At 73.6% G+C, this 17,024-nt stretch carries 10 protein-coding genes; 1 reads left to right on the plus strand and 9 read right to left on the minus strand.

Features of this window, described 5'->3' with window-relative positions:
- Window positions 1-16: 16 nt before the first annotated feature.
- The 3 genes from ACIA6C_RS08775 to guaA all read right to left on the minus strand — a co-directional run bounded on the left by ACIA6C_RS08775 (window position 17) and on the right by guaA (window position 3,942).
- Window positions 17-1,282, minus strand: a complete 1,266-nt coding sequence (locus ACIA6C_RS08775) for a hypothetical protein (RefSeq protein WP_361129685.1) — start codon at window positions 1,280-1,282, stop codon at window positions 17-19.
- Between the two features lie 94 nt (window positions 1,283-1,376).
- Window positions 1,377-2,192: a class II aldolase/adducin family protein gene (locus ACIA6C_RS08780; RefSeq protein WP_399273873.1), complete on the minus strand. Its 816-nt coding sequence runs from the start codon at window positions 2,190-2,192 to the stop codon at window positions 1,377-1,379.
- A 157-nt stretch (window positions 2,193-2,349) separates the two neighbouring features.
- Window positions 2,350-3,942 carry a glutamine-hydrolyzing GMP synthase gene (gene guaA, locus ACIA6C_RS08785; protein ID WP_399273875.1) on the minus strand — a complete coding sequence of 531 codons (1,593 nt, stop codon included), beginning with the start codon at window positions 3,940-3,942 and terminating at the stop codon, window positions 2,350-2,352.
- A gap of 371 nt (window positions 3,943-4,313) precedes the next feature.
- Between guaA and ACIA6C_RS08790 the strand changes: the two genes are divergently transcribed.
- A complete protein-coding gene (locus ACIA6C_RS08790; protein ID WP_361129692.1) occupies window positions 4,314-4,577 on the plus strand; it encodes a chorismate mutase in 264 nt (87 codons plus the stop codon).
- A gap of 279 nt (window positions 4,578-4,856) precedes the next feature.
- Here ACIA6C_RS08790 and ACIA6C_RS08795 read toward each other — a convergent pair whose 3' ends face one another.
- The 6 genes from ACIA6C_RS08795 to ACIA6C_RS08820 form a co-directional block, all read right to left on the minus strand.
- Entirely contained in the window at window positions 4,857-6,497 is a 1,641-nt protein-coding gene (locus tag ACIA6C_RS08795; RefSeq protein WP_399273877.1) for a hypothetical protein, read from the minus strand.
- A 189-nt stretch (window positions 6,498-6,686) separates the two neighbouring features.
- Window positions 6,687-8,468, minus strand: a complete 1,782-nt coding sequence (locus ACIA6C_RS08800) for a GMC oxidoreductase (protein ID WP_399273879.1) — start codon at window positions 8,466-8,468, stop codon at window positions 6,687-6,689.
- A 42-nt stretch (window positions 8,469-8,510) separates the two neighbouring features.
- Window positions 8,511-10,142 (minus strand): succinic semialdehyde dehydrogenase, encoded by a 1,632-nt coding sequence (locus ACIA6C_RS08805; protein ID WP_399273881.1) that lies wholly within the window; start codon window positions 10,140-10,142, stop codon window positions 8,511-8,513.
- A 213-nt stretch (window positions 10,143-10,355) separates the two neighbouring features.
- Window positions 10,356-11,972, minus strand: coding sequence for a serine/threonine-protein kinase (locus tag ACIA6C_RS08810; RefSeq protein ID WP_399273883.1), 1,617 nt, complete (start codon window positions 11,970-11,972; stop codon window positions 10,356-10,358).
- Window positions 11,973-12,097: 125 nt separating this feature from the next.
- Complete coding sequence (locus tag ACIA6C_RS08815) at window positions 12,098-14,614, minus strand: protein kinase (protein WP_399273885.1); 2,517 nt, start codon at window positions 14,612-14,614, stop codon at window positions 12,098-12,100.
- A 117-nt stretch (window positions 14,615-14,731) separates the two neighbouring features.
- Window positions 14,732-17,024 (minus strand): serine/threonine-protein kinase (locus ACIA6C_RS08820; protein ID WP_399273887.1); only part of this gene is annotated, 2,293 nt, incomplete at its 5' end.

Below are 17,024 nucleotides of genomic sequence, written 5' to 3' on the forward strand. Positions count from 1 at the left end.
CCCATGTGTACCCGCTTCACTCGGCCACGTCGATGGTGCAACGGTTGGATTCCACTCCGGCGGCGGTGACCACTTGGACCTCGATGCGCCCGGGTTCCACTTCCGCGGGGACCGGCACGGTGAGGACCGTGTCCGACGGGTTGGCGAAGCCGCCCGCCACCGGTACCAGCGGCACGTGTACGTGCACGGCCCCGATCCGCACCACCAGCCGGGCCAGCATCTGCGGTGTCTGCGCCCCGGGCGGCACGAATCCCACGCCCCGGATCTCGATGTCGTCGCCGGGCCGGACGGCCGCGTCCAGGTCCCCGGGCTCCCGTCTGCGCACCACCGACAGCACCAGCGGACGGCTGCCCTCCGCGTACTTCGCCGCGAGGTAAACCGCCGCCGACAGCGCCACCAGCACGGTCAGCGCCCAGGGCAGCCGGGGCAGCCGGTCGGGGAAGCGGGCCAGCGACACGGCCGCGAAGGCCAGCACCACCGTGGAGACCAGCACGTACTGGGCGTCGGGGAAGCTGCCCCGCCCGGCGTCGTCGGTCAGCAGGTCGGCGCCGCTGGGCTGGTCCGCGGGCAGCTTCTGGAGCCGCTGGCCCATGATGCGTACGCACACCACCCGGCGCACCAGCACCGCCACGCCGGAGGTCAGCGCGAGCACCGCCAGCAGCGGCAGCGCCCGCCCGAGCGCCAGCCCCTCGTACAGGGCCTGGCGTTCCGGTCCCGGCGGGGAGGCTGCCAGGCGCAGCGCGGGCAGCAGTGCGGCGAAGGCGGTCAGCACCAGCCAGGCGACCGGGACCGCCTTCGAGGTGGACAGCCGGTTGTCCTCGCCGACCAGCGGGGCGAGCAGCCCGCCGCGCAGCGACTGCGCGCGTGCGGCGACGGTCAGGAGCCCGGCCAGCACCAGCGCCGCCAGCAGCCCGGCGGTGCGGGCGGTGGACCAGCCGGTGCCGAGCGCGGTGCCGATCTGGACCACCAGCAGCACTCCGGCGGCGATCCACAGGGTGAGGACGGCCCGCCTGGAGAGCAGGTACAGCCAGGAGTGGCCGGCCTCGCGGCCCCGGTCGGCGACGGTGCGCGCGGACAGGGTCAGCTCGTCGGAGACCCACTGCCGCGACGCCCCGGCGGAGCGGGCCACCGCGGCCGGCAGGCCCTGTCCGGCGGCGAACTCCTCCCGCTTCTCCAGGAACGCGGCCACCGCGCGGCGGTGGCCCTCCCGTGCTCCGTGCGGGCAGTCGTCGCAGGTGCAGGTGCCGCCGTGGGTGCTTCGGGGGATCTCTTGGACAGCCACGTGCCTGCCGCCTCTCTGAACTTCGGTGCAATGCCAGCGAATTGTGCACCACTGCGGCAGTGCTCCGGATTGCGCACGATGTCAGAGCAGGTGATTAACCGTTCATGATGTTGACGTCACCCGTCCGGCTGCCCTCCGCGCCCTGCGGCCGGGGCCCGTCCGCGACCGTCTGGCGCAGCGGCTGGTAGCTCACCCAGGCGGCCAGGTCCGTCCCGAACCGCTCCCGCGTCGCCACTGCCGCGCGGTGGTCGATGGGCACCGGTTTCCCGGCCGCCCGCGCGATCAGCTGCACCTGCGCTGCCCGCTCGGCGGCGACGAACCACCACAGGGCCGCCTCCACCGAGTCCCCGACCGTCAGCAGGCCCCGGTTGCGCAGGATCAGCGCCTTGTACGGGCCGAGCGCGCGCCCGATCCGCGCCGGGTCGTCCGCGCCCGCGAACGCGTCCAGCAGCGCGTGGTCCTCGTAGAAGGCACAGGCCTCCTCGGTGACCGGGGCGAGCAGTTCACCGAGGCAGGCCAGCGCCCTGCCGTACGGGCCCTGCGTGCGCACGACGGCCACCACGCCGGGCCGCTCCCGGTGGACGGCGGCGTGCACGGCGAAGGCCAGCTGGTTCACGCGCCGCTCCCCCCGCAGTACCCGGCCCTCCCCGTCGACCAGCAGCAGTTCGTCCGGGGTGAGCGCGCCGAAGGCCCGCCCGAAGGGGTTCACCCAGTAGCAGTCCTCGAACTCCGGGTCCCGTACGGAGACCTGACCGGCCACCGCGTCCTCGTACCCCAGCCGCCCCAGCAGCCGCAGCCCTTCGGCGAGCCGCTCCTTGCGGTGCGCCCGGGTCTCCGCGGCGGTGTCGAAGACGGGCGGCATCGCGAAGCCGAGCCGCTCCGCGGGCACGGGTACGGGGCGTTCGGCCACGGCCCCTCCTTCGTCTCGGGATCGCGGCGCAAGGTACCGGCGCCCGCCCGAAGAGGCCATACACGCGGCGAAGCCGCCGCTCCCGGGAGGGAACGGCGGCTTCGTCAGGCGCTTCGGGAGGGGCCGCCGCAGGGGCTGCTCCCGCCCGGTGGCGGGCTTACTCCCACTCGATGGTGCCCGGCGGCTTGCTGGTGCAGTCCAGGACCACGCGGTTCACGTCCGCCACCTCGTTGGTGATGCGGGTGGAGATCTTCGCGAGTACCTCGTACGGCATGCGCGTCCAGTCCGCGGTCATCGCGTCCTCGGACGAAACGGGGCGCAGCACGATCGGGTGGCCGTAGGTGCGGCCGTCACCCTGGACGCCCACGCTGCGCACGTCGGCGAGCAGGACGACCGGGCACTGCCAGATCTCCCGGTCCAGGCCGGCCGCGGTGAGCTCCTCGCGGGCGATGGCGTCGGCCTCGCGCAGCAGGTCCAGGCGCTCCTTGGTGACCTCGCCGACGATGCGGATGCCGAGGCCGGGGCCCGGGAAGGGCTGGCGGTGGACGATCTCGTCCGGCAGGCCGAGCTCCTGGCCGACCATCCGGACCTCGTCCTTGAACAGCTGGCGGAGCGGCTCGACGAGCTCGAACTCGATGTCGTCGGGGAGGCCGCCCACGTTGTGGTGGGACTTGATGTTGGCGGTGCCGGTGCCGCCGCCGGACTCCACGACGTCCGGGTACAGGGTGCCCTGGACCAGGAAGGCCACGGCCGGGCCTCCCTCGGCCTCCGCGATGATCTCGGCCTGGGCCTGCTCGAAGACGCGGATGAACTCGCGGCCGATGATCTTCCGCTTGGTCTCCGGGTCGGAGACGCCGGCGAGCGCGTTCAGGAAGCGCTCCTGCGCGTCGACGACCTTGAGCTGGACGCCGGTCGCGGCGACGAAGTCCTTCTCGACCTGCTCGGTCTCACCCTTGCGCATCAGGCCGTGGTCGACGTACACGCAGGTCAGCTGCGAGCCGATGGCCTTCTGGACGAGGGCCGCGGCGACGGCCGAGTCCACGCCGCCGGAGAGGCCGCAGATGGCGCGCTTGTCGCCGACCTGCTCGCGGATCGCCTCGACCTGCTCCTCGACGATGTTGCCGGTGGTCCAGGTGGGCTTGAGGTTCGCGCCGCGGTAGAGGAAGTGCTCCAGCACCTGCTGGCCGTGCGTGGAGTGCATGACCTCGGGGTGGTACTGCACGCCGTACAGCTTCTTCTCGTCGTTCTCGAACGCGGCGACGGGCACGACGTCGGTCGAGGCGGTGACGGCGAAGCCCTCGGGCGCGGCGGAGCAGGCGTCACCGTGCGACATCCACACCGACTGGTTCTCGGGGGTGCCCTCGAAGAGGGTGGAGCCGGACTTGGAGACGGCGAGCGGGGTGCGGCCGTACTCGCGGGCGCCGGTGTTGTCGACCTGCCCGCCGAGGGTGGTCGCCATCAGCTGGAAGCCGTAGCACATGCCGAAGACGGGGACGCCGGCCTCGAAGATGGCGCGGTCGAGCTGCGGGGCGCCCTCTTCGTACACGGACGACGGGCCGCCGGAGAGGATGATCGCCTTGGGGTCCTTGGCCAGCATCTCGGCCACGGGCATGGTGCTGGGCACGATCTCGCTGTAGACCCGTGCCTCGCGGACGCGGCGGGCGATGAGCTGGGCGTACTGCGCGCCGAAGTCGACGACGAGAACGGTGTCCGGGGCGTTGTCGTGGGCGGCGGAGGGTGCTTCTGGCACGGGGGCGGCCTTCCGGCGGAGAAGAGGTGGCTGTTTTGTCGATTCTAACGGCGGTGGCACCCCCTGGTTCGTCGTACCGTCCGAAGGCCCGCGGCCGTGACGTACGGCGACTTCCCGGTCACCGAAAGCGGCGCGAAGTCGTCTCACCATCCGGGCCGGGTTGGCCGCGAGTGGTACGGAGGGTAATAATCCGTCCCATGCGCAAGCAGCTGAGCTTCCTCTTTACCTATGGCACCGGCCGGTCCGGTCGCCATGGGTCCTCGTGATGCTCGCTTGAGCCGCTGACTTCCCAGAGCGCCCCGGTCCGACAGGACCGGGGCGCTCCGCGTTTCCGCTCCTGTCGGCTCGACCCACACCCCAGGAGAACCGCCATGACCACGATCACCACCACCCCCGAGCAGCTGATCGCCGACTCCCGCGAGCGCATCGACGCGATCGACGACCGGATCATCGGCCTGATCCAGGAGCGGATGGCCGTCTCGACGGTCATCCAGGAGGCACGGATCGCCTCCGGCGGCCGACGGGTGCACCTGTCGCGCGAGATGGAGGTGCTCTCCCATTGGAGCGACGCCCTCGGGAAGCCCGGCACCTCGCTCGCCATGACCCTGCTGGAGCTGTGCCGCGGCCGCGTCTGAGGCCCCGGTCGGCGGCCCGGTGGGCGGCTGTTCTTCACCCGTCCGGCGCGTGACCGGCCCCGCGGGTCTTCGTTGATGCCGGTGACCGCGCCAGCCAGGCGCGGGTCGGCACCACCACGCGTGGCTCCACGGGAGCGATGAGACGCACCGCCCGGCGGGCGTGCGTCGTGGGACCTCGCTCCCGCGCGTGACCGGACGGCAGGGGACAGCAGCCCGGTCACCCGTAAAGGACGGCCGGCCCGGGGGACGCCCCGGACCGGCCGCTCTCATGTCACAGCACTAGCCGCGCACGCCCCGCCGGCGGACGGCCACGTACAGCGCGCCGCCCGCCGCGACCAGCGCCGCGGCGCCGACCGCGATCGGGCCGACCGTGCTGCCGGTGGAGGCCAGGTTGCCGCCCTGCGCGGTGGTTCCCGTACCGGTGGAGGACGCCTTCGCCGTGGGCGAAGCGCTCGCCGACGCGCTCACGCTCGCGCTGGGCGTCGGGGACGGGCTGGTGCTCGTCGAGGGGCTGGGGCTCGGGCCGGTGCCCGTGCCGCCCTTGGCGTTGATGACGACGGCCGCCGTGTTGTCCGCCGCGTTCGGGTCGAAGGCGTGCGGGCGCGGCGCGCCCGTACCCCAGTCGCCGACGGTGACGGAGCCCTTCGCGTCCTCCACCACCTTCTCGATCTTCAAGTCGAAGGGGTAGACCACCTTCTCGTTCTCACCCACCCGGTTGCCGAGCGCGCACTCGTAGCGCGGCGCGCCGAGCTGCTCGGCGCGCTTGGTGCCGTCCGCGTCGACGGCGAGGCACTCCTGCGGCTTCGCGGTGACCTTCGCGCCCTCGGGGACGACGACGACCGTACGGGCCAGCGAGCCGGCCGGGTCCGCGGCGTGGATCCAGGCCGGCCCCTTGTTCTCGAACACGAACGCGGTGGAGAGGGCGTCGCCGGCCTTGCCCTTGAGGGACACCGGGCTCGTCGTGAAGTCGGCGGTGTTCTCGGTGTGGAAGGCGAACTCGCGCCGGTTGTCCCCGGGGTTCAGGTCCAAGGCGCGCAGCGCGGGCGCTGCCGGGGCGCTCTTGACGGGGCTCACGCCCAGCTTCCGGCCCGCCCGGGCCTTGCTGCTCGACGCCGCGGCCTTCGGCTCGTCGCCGGCCGGGTAGATGCCGTACCGCAGGACGTCGTCGTAGGCGCGCTGCGTTGCCTTGACGTGGAGCGGGCTGTCGCCGGCCAGCTCGTAGACCGCGCCGGGGACGAAGTCGCCCTCGACGGTGCACAGGACGGTGGTCAGGTCACCGGCGGTGCGGGTGCGGCAGTTGTCGTACGTCTCGACGAGCTCCATGCCGCGCGTGGTGCCCAGCTCCAGGACGACGCCCTTCGCCGCCTGCGTGCCCACGTTCGCGAACACGAGGGGCAGGGGCTGGCTTTCGCCCGGCTTGAGGTCCTTCTTGAGGTTCATCTCCCGCATCACCAGGTCGGGGCCGCCGACGCTGACCTTGGTGGTGAGGGGGGTTACGGTGGCGCCGGGGACCTTGCCCGTCACCGTGATCTCGCCCGTCGCGCCCTTCGCCGCCCCCTTGGCGGCGGCGACGTCCAGTTCGAGGCTGACCGGCAGGCCCTTGTACGCGCAGACCAGCTCGCCGTCCTTCTCGTCGCACTGGTGCGAGGAGTCACTCGCGTGGTCCCTGACGGTCGCGACGCCGGCCACCTTGCGCAGGTCGACCGTGAACAGTCCGGCGAACGGGGCGCCGGTGGCGGGGTGGTCCAGGGTGATGCTCAGCCGCTGCTCCCTGGCGCCGGCGCCGTCCACGGGCAGCGGGAGTTCCAGGGCGGAGGGACCGACGAGGGGAAAGACGGAGTCCGCGGCGTTCGCGGGAATGGTGGCCGTCCCCACGGCCACCAGGCCGCACGCGGCCAGCAGGGAGATGCGCTTTCTCATGTCCCCCTTGACCCCCGAACGTCCGGTCCAGTTGCCCGCCCCACCGTGTGATGGACACCACAGCCCCCTCGTGGGGATTCCGCTACAACCTTCTACGTCGGCCACCGGTCACTCATGTGTGATCGGCGGGTACCGCGCTCGGAGGGGGAGCGCGGTACCCGCCGCTGCCGTACCGGGGTCCCCGAGGCGTCAGTTCCCCGGTTCCGTTTGCCGCGGCGGAACCTGCGGTACAGCGAGGAACGGCAGCCGCAACGCGCCGAAGGCCTCCTTCGGGACGGCCGGGGCGACCGGTTCCACCGCGGCGAGACGGACGTATCCGGCGCCCTGCTCGGGGCGCGGGTCGGGCTCGCCGTTGTTGGGCCAGTACGACATCGCCCGCTCCGCCTGCGCCGTGATCGTCAGCGACGGATTGACCCCGAGGTTCGCGGAGACGGCCGCACCGTCGACCACCGAGATGCCCGGGTGCCCGTACAGCCGGTGGTAGGGGTCCACGACGCCTTCCTCGCGGGAGGCGCCGATCGGGCAGCCGCCGAGGAAGTGCGCGGTCAGCGGGGTGCCCATCAGCTCGCCCACGTTGCTGCCGGGGAAGCCGTTGATCTCCTCGGCGAGCAGGGTGGCGGCTTGGGTGGCCTCCGCGATCTGCACCGGGTTGGGGGCGCCGTGGCCCTGGCGGGCGGTCAGCAGGCCCTTGCCCAGGCCACCGGGCTTGCGGTACGTCGTCAGGGAGTTGTCCAGCGACTGCATGACGAGGCCGATGATGGTCCGCTCCGACCAGCGGCGGTTGGAGAGCGAGCGCAGCAACTGCACCGGGTGGGTGGCGGTCCGGGCGAACCAGGCCCGGACCCGGTGCTTGTGGTGCGGGACTTGGAGGATGGTCAGGAACCCCATGGCGTTGGAGCCCTTGCCGTAGCGGACGGGCTCGATGTGGGTGTCCGCGTTGGGGTGCACCGACGAGGTGATGGCCACGCCTTTGGTGAAGTCGGCCCGGGCGGCGGCGCCGTGCCGCCTGCGGTAGCGGCGGTCGTCGGTCTGGGCTCCGACCAGGCCCTCGGAGTTGGTGCGGGTGAGGTCGCCGAGCCGGTCCGAGATGCGGGGCAGTTCGCCGCGGTCCTTCATCGCGTGCAGCAGGGTCTGGGTGCCGTACGTACCCGCGGCGACGACCACGTACCGGGCGCGGAGCACCTTGGCCGCACCCCTGCGCCGGTTGCCGGTGGGCACGGTGCGCACGCGGTGGCCGCCGTCGGGGTGTTCGGACAGGGCGGTGACGGTGGTCATGGGGTGGATGACGGCTCCCGCGCGTTCCGCGAGGTGGAGGTAGTTCTCGGCGAGGGTGTTCTTGGCGCCGTGCCGGCAGCCGGTCATGCACTCGCCGCATTCGGTACAGGCTTTGCGGGCGGGCCCGGCGCCGCCGAAGTACGGGTCGGGCACCTCCTCGCCGGGCCGGGCCTTGCGGTGCCCGCCGGCGTCCTCGCCGTCCCCGAAGAAGACGCCGACCGGGGCCATGTGGAAGGAGTCCCCGACGCCCATCTTCTCCGCGACGGCCTTGAGGTGGACGTCGGAGGGGGTCATCGTCGGGTTGAGCCGTACGCCGAGCATCCGCTTGGCCTGGTCGTAGTACGGGGCGAGTTCCTCGCGCCAGTCGGTGATGGCAGCCCACTGCCGGTCCTCGAAGAAGGCGGTGGGCGGCACGTACAGGGTGTTGGCGTAGTTGAGGGAGCCGCCGCCCACCCCGGCGCCCGCGAGCACCATCACGTTGCCGAGCAGGTGGATGCGCTGGATCCCGTACAGCCCGAGCGCCGGGGCCCACAGGTAGTTGCGCAGGTCCCAGCTGGTGCGGGGCAGGCTCTCGCGGGTGAAGCGGCGTCCTGCCTCCAGGACGCCGACCCGGTACCCCTTCTCGGTGAGCCGCAGTGCCGAGACCGACCCCCCGAAGCCCGATCCGATGACGATGACGTCGTAGTCGTACGACACTGCCGTGCCTCCCAGTCGGTGGTGCCCGTGCGGACGGAGCCTCTAGCGGAGGCGGAGGGCCTTCATGACCTTGAGGCTGCGGGTCATGAACGCGGCGTACTTCTCGTCGTCCATGCCCAGCGAGGGCGCCATCGGCAGCAGCCGCTGGTGGGCGACGGTCTGCGCCTCGGTGTACTTGAGGATGCCCTCGGAGCCGTGCCTGCGGCCGAGACCGGACTCCTTCATGCCGCCCATCGGCGACTGGGCGCTGCCGTAGGCCGGCGCGTAACCCTCGTTGATGTTGACGGTGCCGGTGCGCAGGCGCGCGGCGACGGCGTGGCCGCGGCGGGCGTCCTTGGTCCACACGCTGGAGTTGAGCCCGTACGGGGTCGCGTTGGCCAGGGCGACGGCCTCGTCCTCGTCGGTGAACCGGTAGACGGAGACGACGGGTCCGAAGGTCTCCTCCCCGCACACCGCCATCGGGGCGTCGACGCCGTCGAGGATGGTCGGCTCGTAGAAGAGCGGGCCGATGTCGGGGCGGGCGACGCCGCCCGCGACCAGGGTGGCGCCCTTGGCGACCGCCTCGTCCACGTGCCGCCGTACGGTCTCCAGCTGGCGCTCGCCGACCAGGGAGCCCATGTCGGCCCCGTAGGCGAGGGAGTTGCCGAGCCGCATGGCCTTCGTGCGGGCGGCGAAGCGCTCGACGAACGCGTCCGCGACGGAGGCGTGGACGTAGATCCGCTCGATGGAGATGCACAGCTGGCCCGCGGAGGAGAAGCAGGCGCGGACGGCGCCCGCGGCGGCCTTCTCCACGTCGGCGTCGTGCAGGACGAGCATGGCGTTCTTGCCGCCGAGCTCCAGGCTGACGCCGACCAGGCGGGCGGCCGCCCCTTGGGCGACCTCGCGGCCGGTACGGGTCGAGCCGGTGAAGGAGACGTAGTCGGCGTGCCGGACCACCTCCGGGCCGACGACGGGGCCCTCGCCGAGCACGATCTGGAACACCTCGGCGGGCAGTCCCGCCTCGATCAGCAGGTCACGGGCCCACAGGGCGGTGAGCGCGGTCTCCGTGTCGGGCTTCATCACGACCGCGTTGCCGGCGACGAAGGCGGGCAGCGCGTCGCCGACGGACAGTTCGAGGGGGTAGTTCCACGGGGCTATCTGGCCGACGACACCGCGCGGCTGGCGCAGCTCGGTGACCTTGGTCAGCGTGGGCATCGCCCCCGTGTGGCCCTTGGGCCGCAGGTAGGAGGCGGCCTTGCGGCCGTAGTGGCGGGCACCGACGGCGACGGCTTGGACCTCTTCGTGCGCGTGCAGACGGGCCTTGCCGGTCTCCAGCTGGATCAGGTCGAGCACCTCGGCCTGCCGCTCCAGGACCAGGTCGTGGAAGCGGAGCAGGACGGCCGCGCGCCGGCGTACGGGGACGGCCGCCCAGGCGCCCTGTGCGGCCCGGGCCCGCTCGAAGGCCGTGGCCACGTCCTCGGGGGTGGCCTCGGGCAGGTCCGCGAGCTCGGCCCCGGTGAAGGGCGAGTGGTTGGCGGTACGGCCGGAGCCGATCACGCCACGGGTCAGCCGGACGACCAGGTCGGGGGTCACCACGTCGGCCGCGGTGCGGGCGCCGGCCGGGGCGGCGGCCACCGGGTTGGTGGGCTGGGGTGCGGAGCGGAGGGGGGCGGCGGGGGCCTGCGAGTCCGTCATGGCGGTGAGCGTATGCCGCCCCGGGGGCTTTGGGTACCCGTGGGTAACCGGATTTTGCCATGTATGCCAGTGTCCGCTGGCAGGATGACCGGCCGACGCCCCTCCGGCGACCTCCCGTCGCGGCCCGACGACCGGCCGGTGCCGGGGCCGACGACCGGCCGGTGCGGGTTCAGCCCCCGTCCGGGGCGGGTTCAGCCCCCGGCCGGTGCGGGTTCAGCCCCCGTCCGGGGCGGGCTGCCAGCCGCTGAGGACCGTGTCGAACTGCTGGCGGGTCGTCGCCCAGTCGGCCGCGGGCCCCGACATGTACACCGCGTATTCGGTGTTGTCAGGCGTCCGGTACATCTGCTCGATGGCCCGGCGCGGCCCGGCCTGGGCGCCCTTCTCGGTCCAGCTGAACTCCCACAGGGCCGCCTGCGTCGTGTTCCGGAAGGTGTTCCCGTGCAGGTCGTGGCGCTTGTAGTCGGTCCGCTGGCTCAGCTGCTTCTCCAGGTCGAGCAGGTGCATGTACGGGTTGTCGAAGCCGGGGCTCTTGTCGACGGCGATCCGGATGAAGTGCTTGCCGCCGTCCGGCGTGTAGTCGATCTGGTCGCCGTCCATCCGGCGCGACCAGTCGTTCGGTACGAACAGCGAGAAGCCGACCGGATCGACGGCCTTCTTCCAGCCGGACGGCGGGACGACGGCATCGTTGTCACCCGTCTCCGGCTGCCCGTCCGGAGCGCTCACGTTCTTGTCGGAGCCGCCGCCCTCCTGGGTGTCCCCCGTGAGCTTGAGCACGCCGAAGACCCCGCCGCCGCCGAGCAGCGCCGCCACCAGGGCGACGATCGCGGCACGCCGGACCCGGCCGCCCGCCGGGTTCGCGGGCAGCGGGGCCGGACCCGGCTGTTCGTCGAGCTGGGCCGTCCGCGTCTCGGGCGCCCGCTCCGTGCGCGCCTCCTGCGCCGGGGCGAGCTCCTCGGAGGAGAGCGCGCGGGTGGGTACGTACGCCTGCGCCGCCTTCGGCTCCCGGCCCTCCATCGCCTCCAGCAGCATCCGCTCGGCCTCCTGGGCCGAGGGCCGCTCGGCGGGGTCCTTGCGCAGCAGGGCGGTGATGACCGGGCCCAGCGCGCCGGCCTGGCGCAGCGCGGGCGGCTCGTCGTTGACGACGGCCTGGAGACTGGAGATCGGCGACGTGCGGCGGAACGGCGAACGGGCCTCGACGGCCGTGTACAAGGTCGCGCCCAGCGACCACAGGTCGGACGCCGGGTCCGGGGCCCCGCCCGTGACCCGCTCGGGGGCCAGGTAGTCGATGGAGCCGACCAGTTCGCCGGTGCGGGTGATCGAGGTGTCCCCCTCGATGGCCGCGATCCCGAAGTCGGTGAGCAGCACCCGGCCGTCCTTGGCGAGCAGCACGTTGCCCGGCTTCACGTCCCGGTGCAGCACGCCGACCGCGTGCGCGGCGCGCAGTGCGCCCAGCACGTGCAGCCCGATCCGGGCCGCCTCACGGGGCTCGATCCGGCCCGCCGCCTTGGCGGCGTCGGCCAGCGAGGGGCCGTCGATGTACTCCATGACGATCCAGGGCCGGTCGTCGTGCTCCAGCACGTCATGGACGGTGACCACCGCCGGATGCTGGATCCGGGCCGCCGCCCGGGCCTCCTTCTGCGTCCGCGCGTGCAGGACCTCGCGGTCCGCCTGCGCGACGTACAGACCGGCCGTCAGTTCCTTGACGGCCACCGTCCGGTGCAGCAGCTCGTCATGCGCGCGCCACACCTTGCCCATGCCGCCGCTGCCGATCGGCTCGACGAGCCGGTACCGACTCGCGAGCACCGCGCCCGCACCTGTCTGCTGTTCCACGAAACCCCGCCACTCTGTGCACCTCGGGCCAGATTACGGAGCACCCGGCCGATGCTCCCACCACGCGGGGGCGGTGAGACAGCACTGTGACGCAATCGCCGTACTGACTGTCCGTCAATCACCGGTCAACCGCCGGTACGGTAACTCGCCGTGGCCTTGTCGAAGACCTCGGTCACCTTGCCCTCTTCGTCCTGCGGGCCCGTCACCAGCACCACGTGGTAGCTGCCGCCGAGCGCGACGACGAAGTTGCGCGCGACGACGGACCTGCCGGTGGCGTCGATCCACGTGTACCGGCCGGTGGCGCGCAGCTGGTTGCCGACCCTGGTGGTCTTGACGTCGCCGCCGCTCGCCCAGGTGGAGGAGCGGTACGGGGACAGCTCGGGCTCCTTGTCCTTCTGGTACGTCGCCGGGTCGGGACTGCCCTCCACCTTGTCCCGGCCCGGCACGACGGTCAGCGTGAACTGGCCGTCGGTGTAGCGGACCTGGCCCGCCTCGTTGATGCCGCGCCGCTCCCAGCCCTCGGGGACGGCGATCTGGAAGTGCTCGGGATCCTGCTGCGTCGTGTACCCGGGCGGAGCCGGGGCGTTGGTCTGCGGAGCCGGCTTGGACTCCGGGCTTCCCGAGGGCGTGCCGGCGCTCGCCGCGGGCGGGGCCTGGCCCGGCGGGGCCGTCGTGGGCGCGTCGGTGGCGGCCTGCGGGGGCTTGGCCGCCCCCGGATCGGCGGAGCGCGGCATGAACAGCATCGCGTACGCCACCGCCGCGGCGAGGAGGGCGAGGATCCCGACCAGCAGGGTCCGACCGAGGGAGCGCGGCGCACGCGAGGTGTCCGCGCTGCGGTGGCGGCCGTGCAGGTCACCGCGCCTGCGTACGACGGGCAGCCGCGCCGGATCCGGCTCCGCCATCGGCAGCACCCCGAAACCGGCGTCGGGCTCGGGGGCGGAGCGGATCAGGGAACGCAGCCAGCCGCGCAGCTCCTCGAAGTCGGGCCGCTCGGTGGGGTCCTGGCGCAGCAGAGACTCCACGACGGGCCGCAGCGGGCCGCACTCCTCGGCGAAGGCGGGCGGCTCCGCGCACACCATCTCGACCAGCTCGGCGACGCTGTCCTCGGGGTACGGGGCGTGGCCCTGGACGGCGCGGTACAGCAGCGCGCCGAGCGCCCACAGGTCGGTGGCGGGGCCGACGGGCGGGGCGAGCTGCCAGTGTCCGTGCACGGGGCCGGCCTGTTCGGGCGCCCACCGCTCGGTGACGGCCCCCACGACGGCCATCCGGGTCTGCCGCGCGCGCTCGGCGTCGAGGCCGGTGCGGGGGCCGCCGGCCCAGCCGTTGGCGGCGGCCCGCGGGGCGGGGGCGGCCTCGGGGCGGAGGTCGGGCCGGTGGTCGGGCCGGTGGTCGGGGCGGAGGTCGGGGTCGGAGGCTTCGGCCTGGCGGTAGCCCTGCGGCAGGGCGAGTTGCGCGGGCAGCGCGGGCGTGGGCCGGGGCGCGGACAGCTCGGCGGGACCCGGCCGGGGGCCGGCGGCGCGCGGGGTGGCGCCGTGCCAGGACGCGGTGGCGGTGTCCGGGCCGCCGTACGGGTACGAGTACCCCTGCGGCAGGCTCGACCCCTCGGGCGGGGCCTCGGCCGGGTCCTCCGGCCGGGCTTCCGGCAGCGCTTCGGGCAGGCCCGCGGCCGCGGCGCGGCGTTCCTCGACGACCCGGGCGGCGGCGGCCCGCGCCCCGGCCCGGTAGGCGGCGATGGTCCCGGCCCGCGCGGCGGCCTCCCGGTCGTCCCCGTCCCGGGTCCGGGCGCCGGGGCGGATGTGGTCGGAGTACCGCGGCCCGGTGTCGTACCCAGGCGCCACCAGCGGCGCGTAGACGGGCGCGTACGGCTCGGCTCCTTGGGCGGCCGCGTACGGCTCGGCCCCTGTCTCGGCCCCGGCCCCGGTCTCGGCCTCGGTCTCGGTCTCGGTCTCGAAGGCGTACGGCTCGCCCCCGGTCGCGGGCGCGTACGGCTCCGCCCCGGGCGCGTACGGCTCGTCGGCGGGTGCCCCGGCGCCCGGGGCCTCCCACTCCGCGACGCCGCCGCCCGGATCCTCCGGTACCGGGTCGTAGCCGCACAGGGCCTCCTCGGCGGCGCCGGCCGCCAGGCCCGTCAGGACGACCCGGCCGTCCTCGCATATCAACACGGTCCGCACGGTGATGTTCCGGTGGGTCCAGCCGTGGGCGTGCAGCACCCGCAGGGCGGTCAGCACGTCGGAGGCCACCTCCGCCGCCCTGTACGGGCTCAGCGGCTCATCGGCGATCAGCGCGGCCAGCGGCCTCGCCGGGACCAGCTCGCTCACTATCCACAGCGACCCGTCCTCCGCGAACACGTCGAAGACCTGGTCCAGCCGCGGATGGTCCGGCACCGAGGCCGCCGCCTGCGCCGCCGCGATCGCTCGGCGCACGGCGGGCAGTTCTCCCGACGGGCGCCGGCCGGCCACCGGCCCGCGCGTCCCGTCGAGCAGTTCCGCGTCCACGACCTCCGGCAACGGCACCTGCCGTACGAGGACTTCCTGTCCGCTGCGCGTGTCGAAGGCCCGCGTCTCGACCAGCTCGTACTCGTCCGACGGCGGTAGCGGCAGACGGTAGCGGTCGGCCAGGATCCGCCCCGCGTAGTCCTCCACTCCGCCTCCCCCGAGTGCGCACCGGGCCCCTTTGGTACCCGTGGACACGATACGTCGCCCGAGCCGCCCGCGTCCCGGGCCTGACGAGGCCCGCCCCCGCCGGGGGAACGCCCGGGGTCAGCCCAGAGCCTGGAAGGTCTGGAACGCCGTGTTGCGCAGCTGGGTGCACTCCGGCCCGTCCCACTGGTCGGCGGCGCAGCTGATCATGATGGCGAAGCCGTGGTTGGCGTCGGCCCGGAAACCCCGGTCGAGCACGCGGACCCGCGTGCCCTGCTGCTCCCGTTCGAACTCGTAGTCGGCGACGGTCGGGTAGCCGCGGTAGTCGACGGTTTCGAGGCGCAGCATGCGGTAGCCCTTGCTGCTGGACGCGACGCCGGAAGCCATCTCGACCCAGGCGGCGCGGGCGTCCTTGCCGGGGCGGTTGGTGAAGTCGACCTGGACGCGCGGGAAGCCGCCGTCGCGGCTGTAGATGACGCCGGAGTCCTCGCCCGCGATACCGGTCTGGTGGAAGCCGTCGGGCATGGCCATGGAGAAGTGGAACCGGACGTCCGTCACCTGCGCGTAGCCGGCCGGGAGGGTGCCGCCGCCCGGCGATCCCGGGGTGGCCCCCTGGCCCTGACCCTGACCCTGGCCCGGGTTGTTCGCGGGAGCACTCGGAGTGGGGGTCGGGGTGGGCGTCGGGGTGGGCGCCGGGGACGGGCTGGTGGCCGCAGAACCGTTGGCGGAGCCGTGGGGCGAGGGGGACTTGGACGCCGACGGCTGGGGACCGCCCTTGCCCTCGTTCTTGTGCGCGGCCGCGTCGTCACCGCTGAACGCGTAGGCGATGAGGGAGCCGACCAGTGCCAGCACCACCACCAGCCCGGCTATCGCCAGGGCTATGGTGCGGCGCGGCATCACATCGGTCAGCGGCGCCACGGCCTTCGCGGGCCGGGCCGGCGGCGCCTCGGCGGCCGCGGCGGCCGCAGCCGCCTTGCGGGCGGACCTCAGCGCGGCGCGGGCCCGCTCGCGCTGCTCGCGCTCGCGTTCCTTCTTCTCCGCCTTCGCCGCCCTCTCCGCCTTCTCGGCGGCGGCCTTGTCCGCCTTCTCCGCCGCGACCTTGGTGTCGGCCAGGGATATGGCGCGCGTCCGCTCGACGGCCGGGGGCAGCGCCTCCGCGACGGGCGCGGGATCCGGGGCGTTGATGACGGCGGTGAGCATGGCGCGCGCCCCGGCGTCGTCCAGCCGCTGGGCGGGGTCCTTGGCCAGCAGTCCGTAGATCACCTCGGTCAGCGGCCCGGCGTTCTTCGGCGGGTCGACCTGCTCGGTCATCACGGCGGTGAGGGTGGCGAGCGCGGAGCCCTTGTCGTACGGGGGCACTCCCTCGACGCAGGCGTACAGCAGACCGCCGAGCGACCACATGTCGGCGGGCGGCCCGGGCTTGTAGCCGCGTGCGCGCTCGGGGGAGATGTAGGAGGGGGCGCCGACGAGCATACCGGTGGAGGTGATGGACGGGTCGCCCTCGACCTGGGCGATGCCGAAGTCGGTGAGGACGACGCGGCCGTTGGCCGCCATGAGCACGTTGGAGGGCTTCACGTCGCGGTGCAGGATGCCCTGGCGGTGGGCGGCGCGCAGCACGTCGAGCACGGCGAGCCCGACCTCGGCCGCGCGACGCGGGGTCAGGGTGCCGTGCTCGCGTATGAACTCCGCGAGCGAGGGTCCCTCGATGAGCTCCATGACGATCCACGGGCGGGCGTCCTCGTCCACGACGTCGTAGACGGTGACGGCGCCGCCGCTGCGGATGCGGGCGATGGCCTTTGCCTCGCGGAGGGTGCGGGTGATGAGGCGGCGCTTCTCGTCCTCGTCGACGCCGTTGCCGAAGCGGAGTTCCTTGACGGCGACCGTCCGGCCGAGGACCTCGTCCTCGGCGCGCCACACGGTCCCCATCCCGCCCTTCCCGAGCACGGCCCCCAGCCGGTACCGCCCGGCCAACAACCGCCCCCGGTCGCCCGCCTCCTTGCTCGAATCGACCTTCGCCACCCCACCAACGCCCGGCTTCGCCCGCCCCGACTCGGCGTCAGCCGGCTTCCCGGCCGCGGGCGCCACCTTGCCCAGGTCGGCCTTAGCCGCCCCACCAGCGCCCGGCTTCGCCACAGCGTCCTCAGGCGCAGCCTGCTTGGCCCCGGCCTCCGCCGAGTCGGCGTCAGCCGACTTCCCGGCCGCCGCCTTGCCCGCCCCTGCGGCCGCCTTGCTCAGGTCGGCCTCAGCCGCCCCACCAACGCCCGGCTTCGCCACAGCGTCCTCAGGCGCAGCCTGCTTGGCCCCGGCCTCCGCCGACTCGGCGTCAGCCGACTTCCCGGCCGCCGCCTTGCCCGCCCCTGCGGCCGCCTTGCTCAGGTCGGCCTCAGCCGCCCCACCAACGCCCGGCTTCGCC

It is taken from the genome of Streptomyces sp. NPDC051578 (genome assembly GCF_044454045.1).
Taxonomy (GTDB): Bacteria; Actinomycetota; Actinomycetes; order Streptomycetales; family Streptomycetaceae; genus Streptomyces.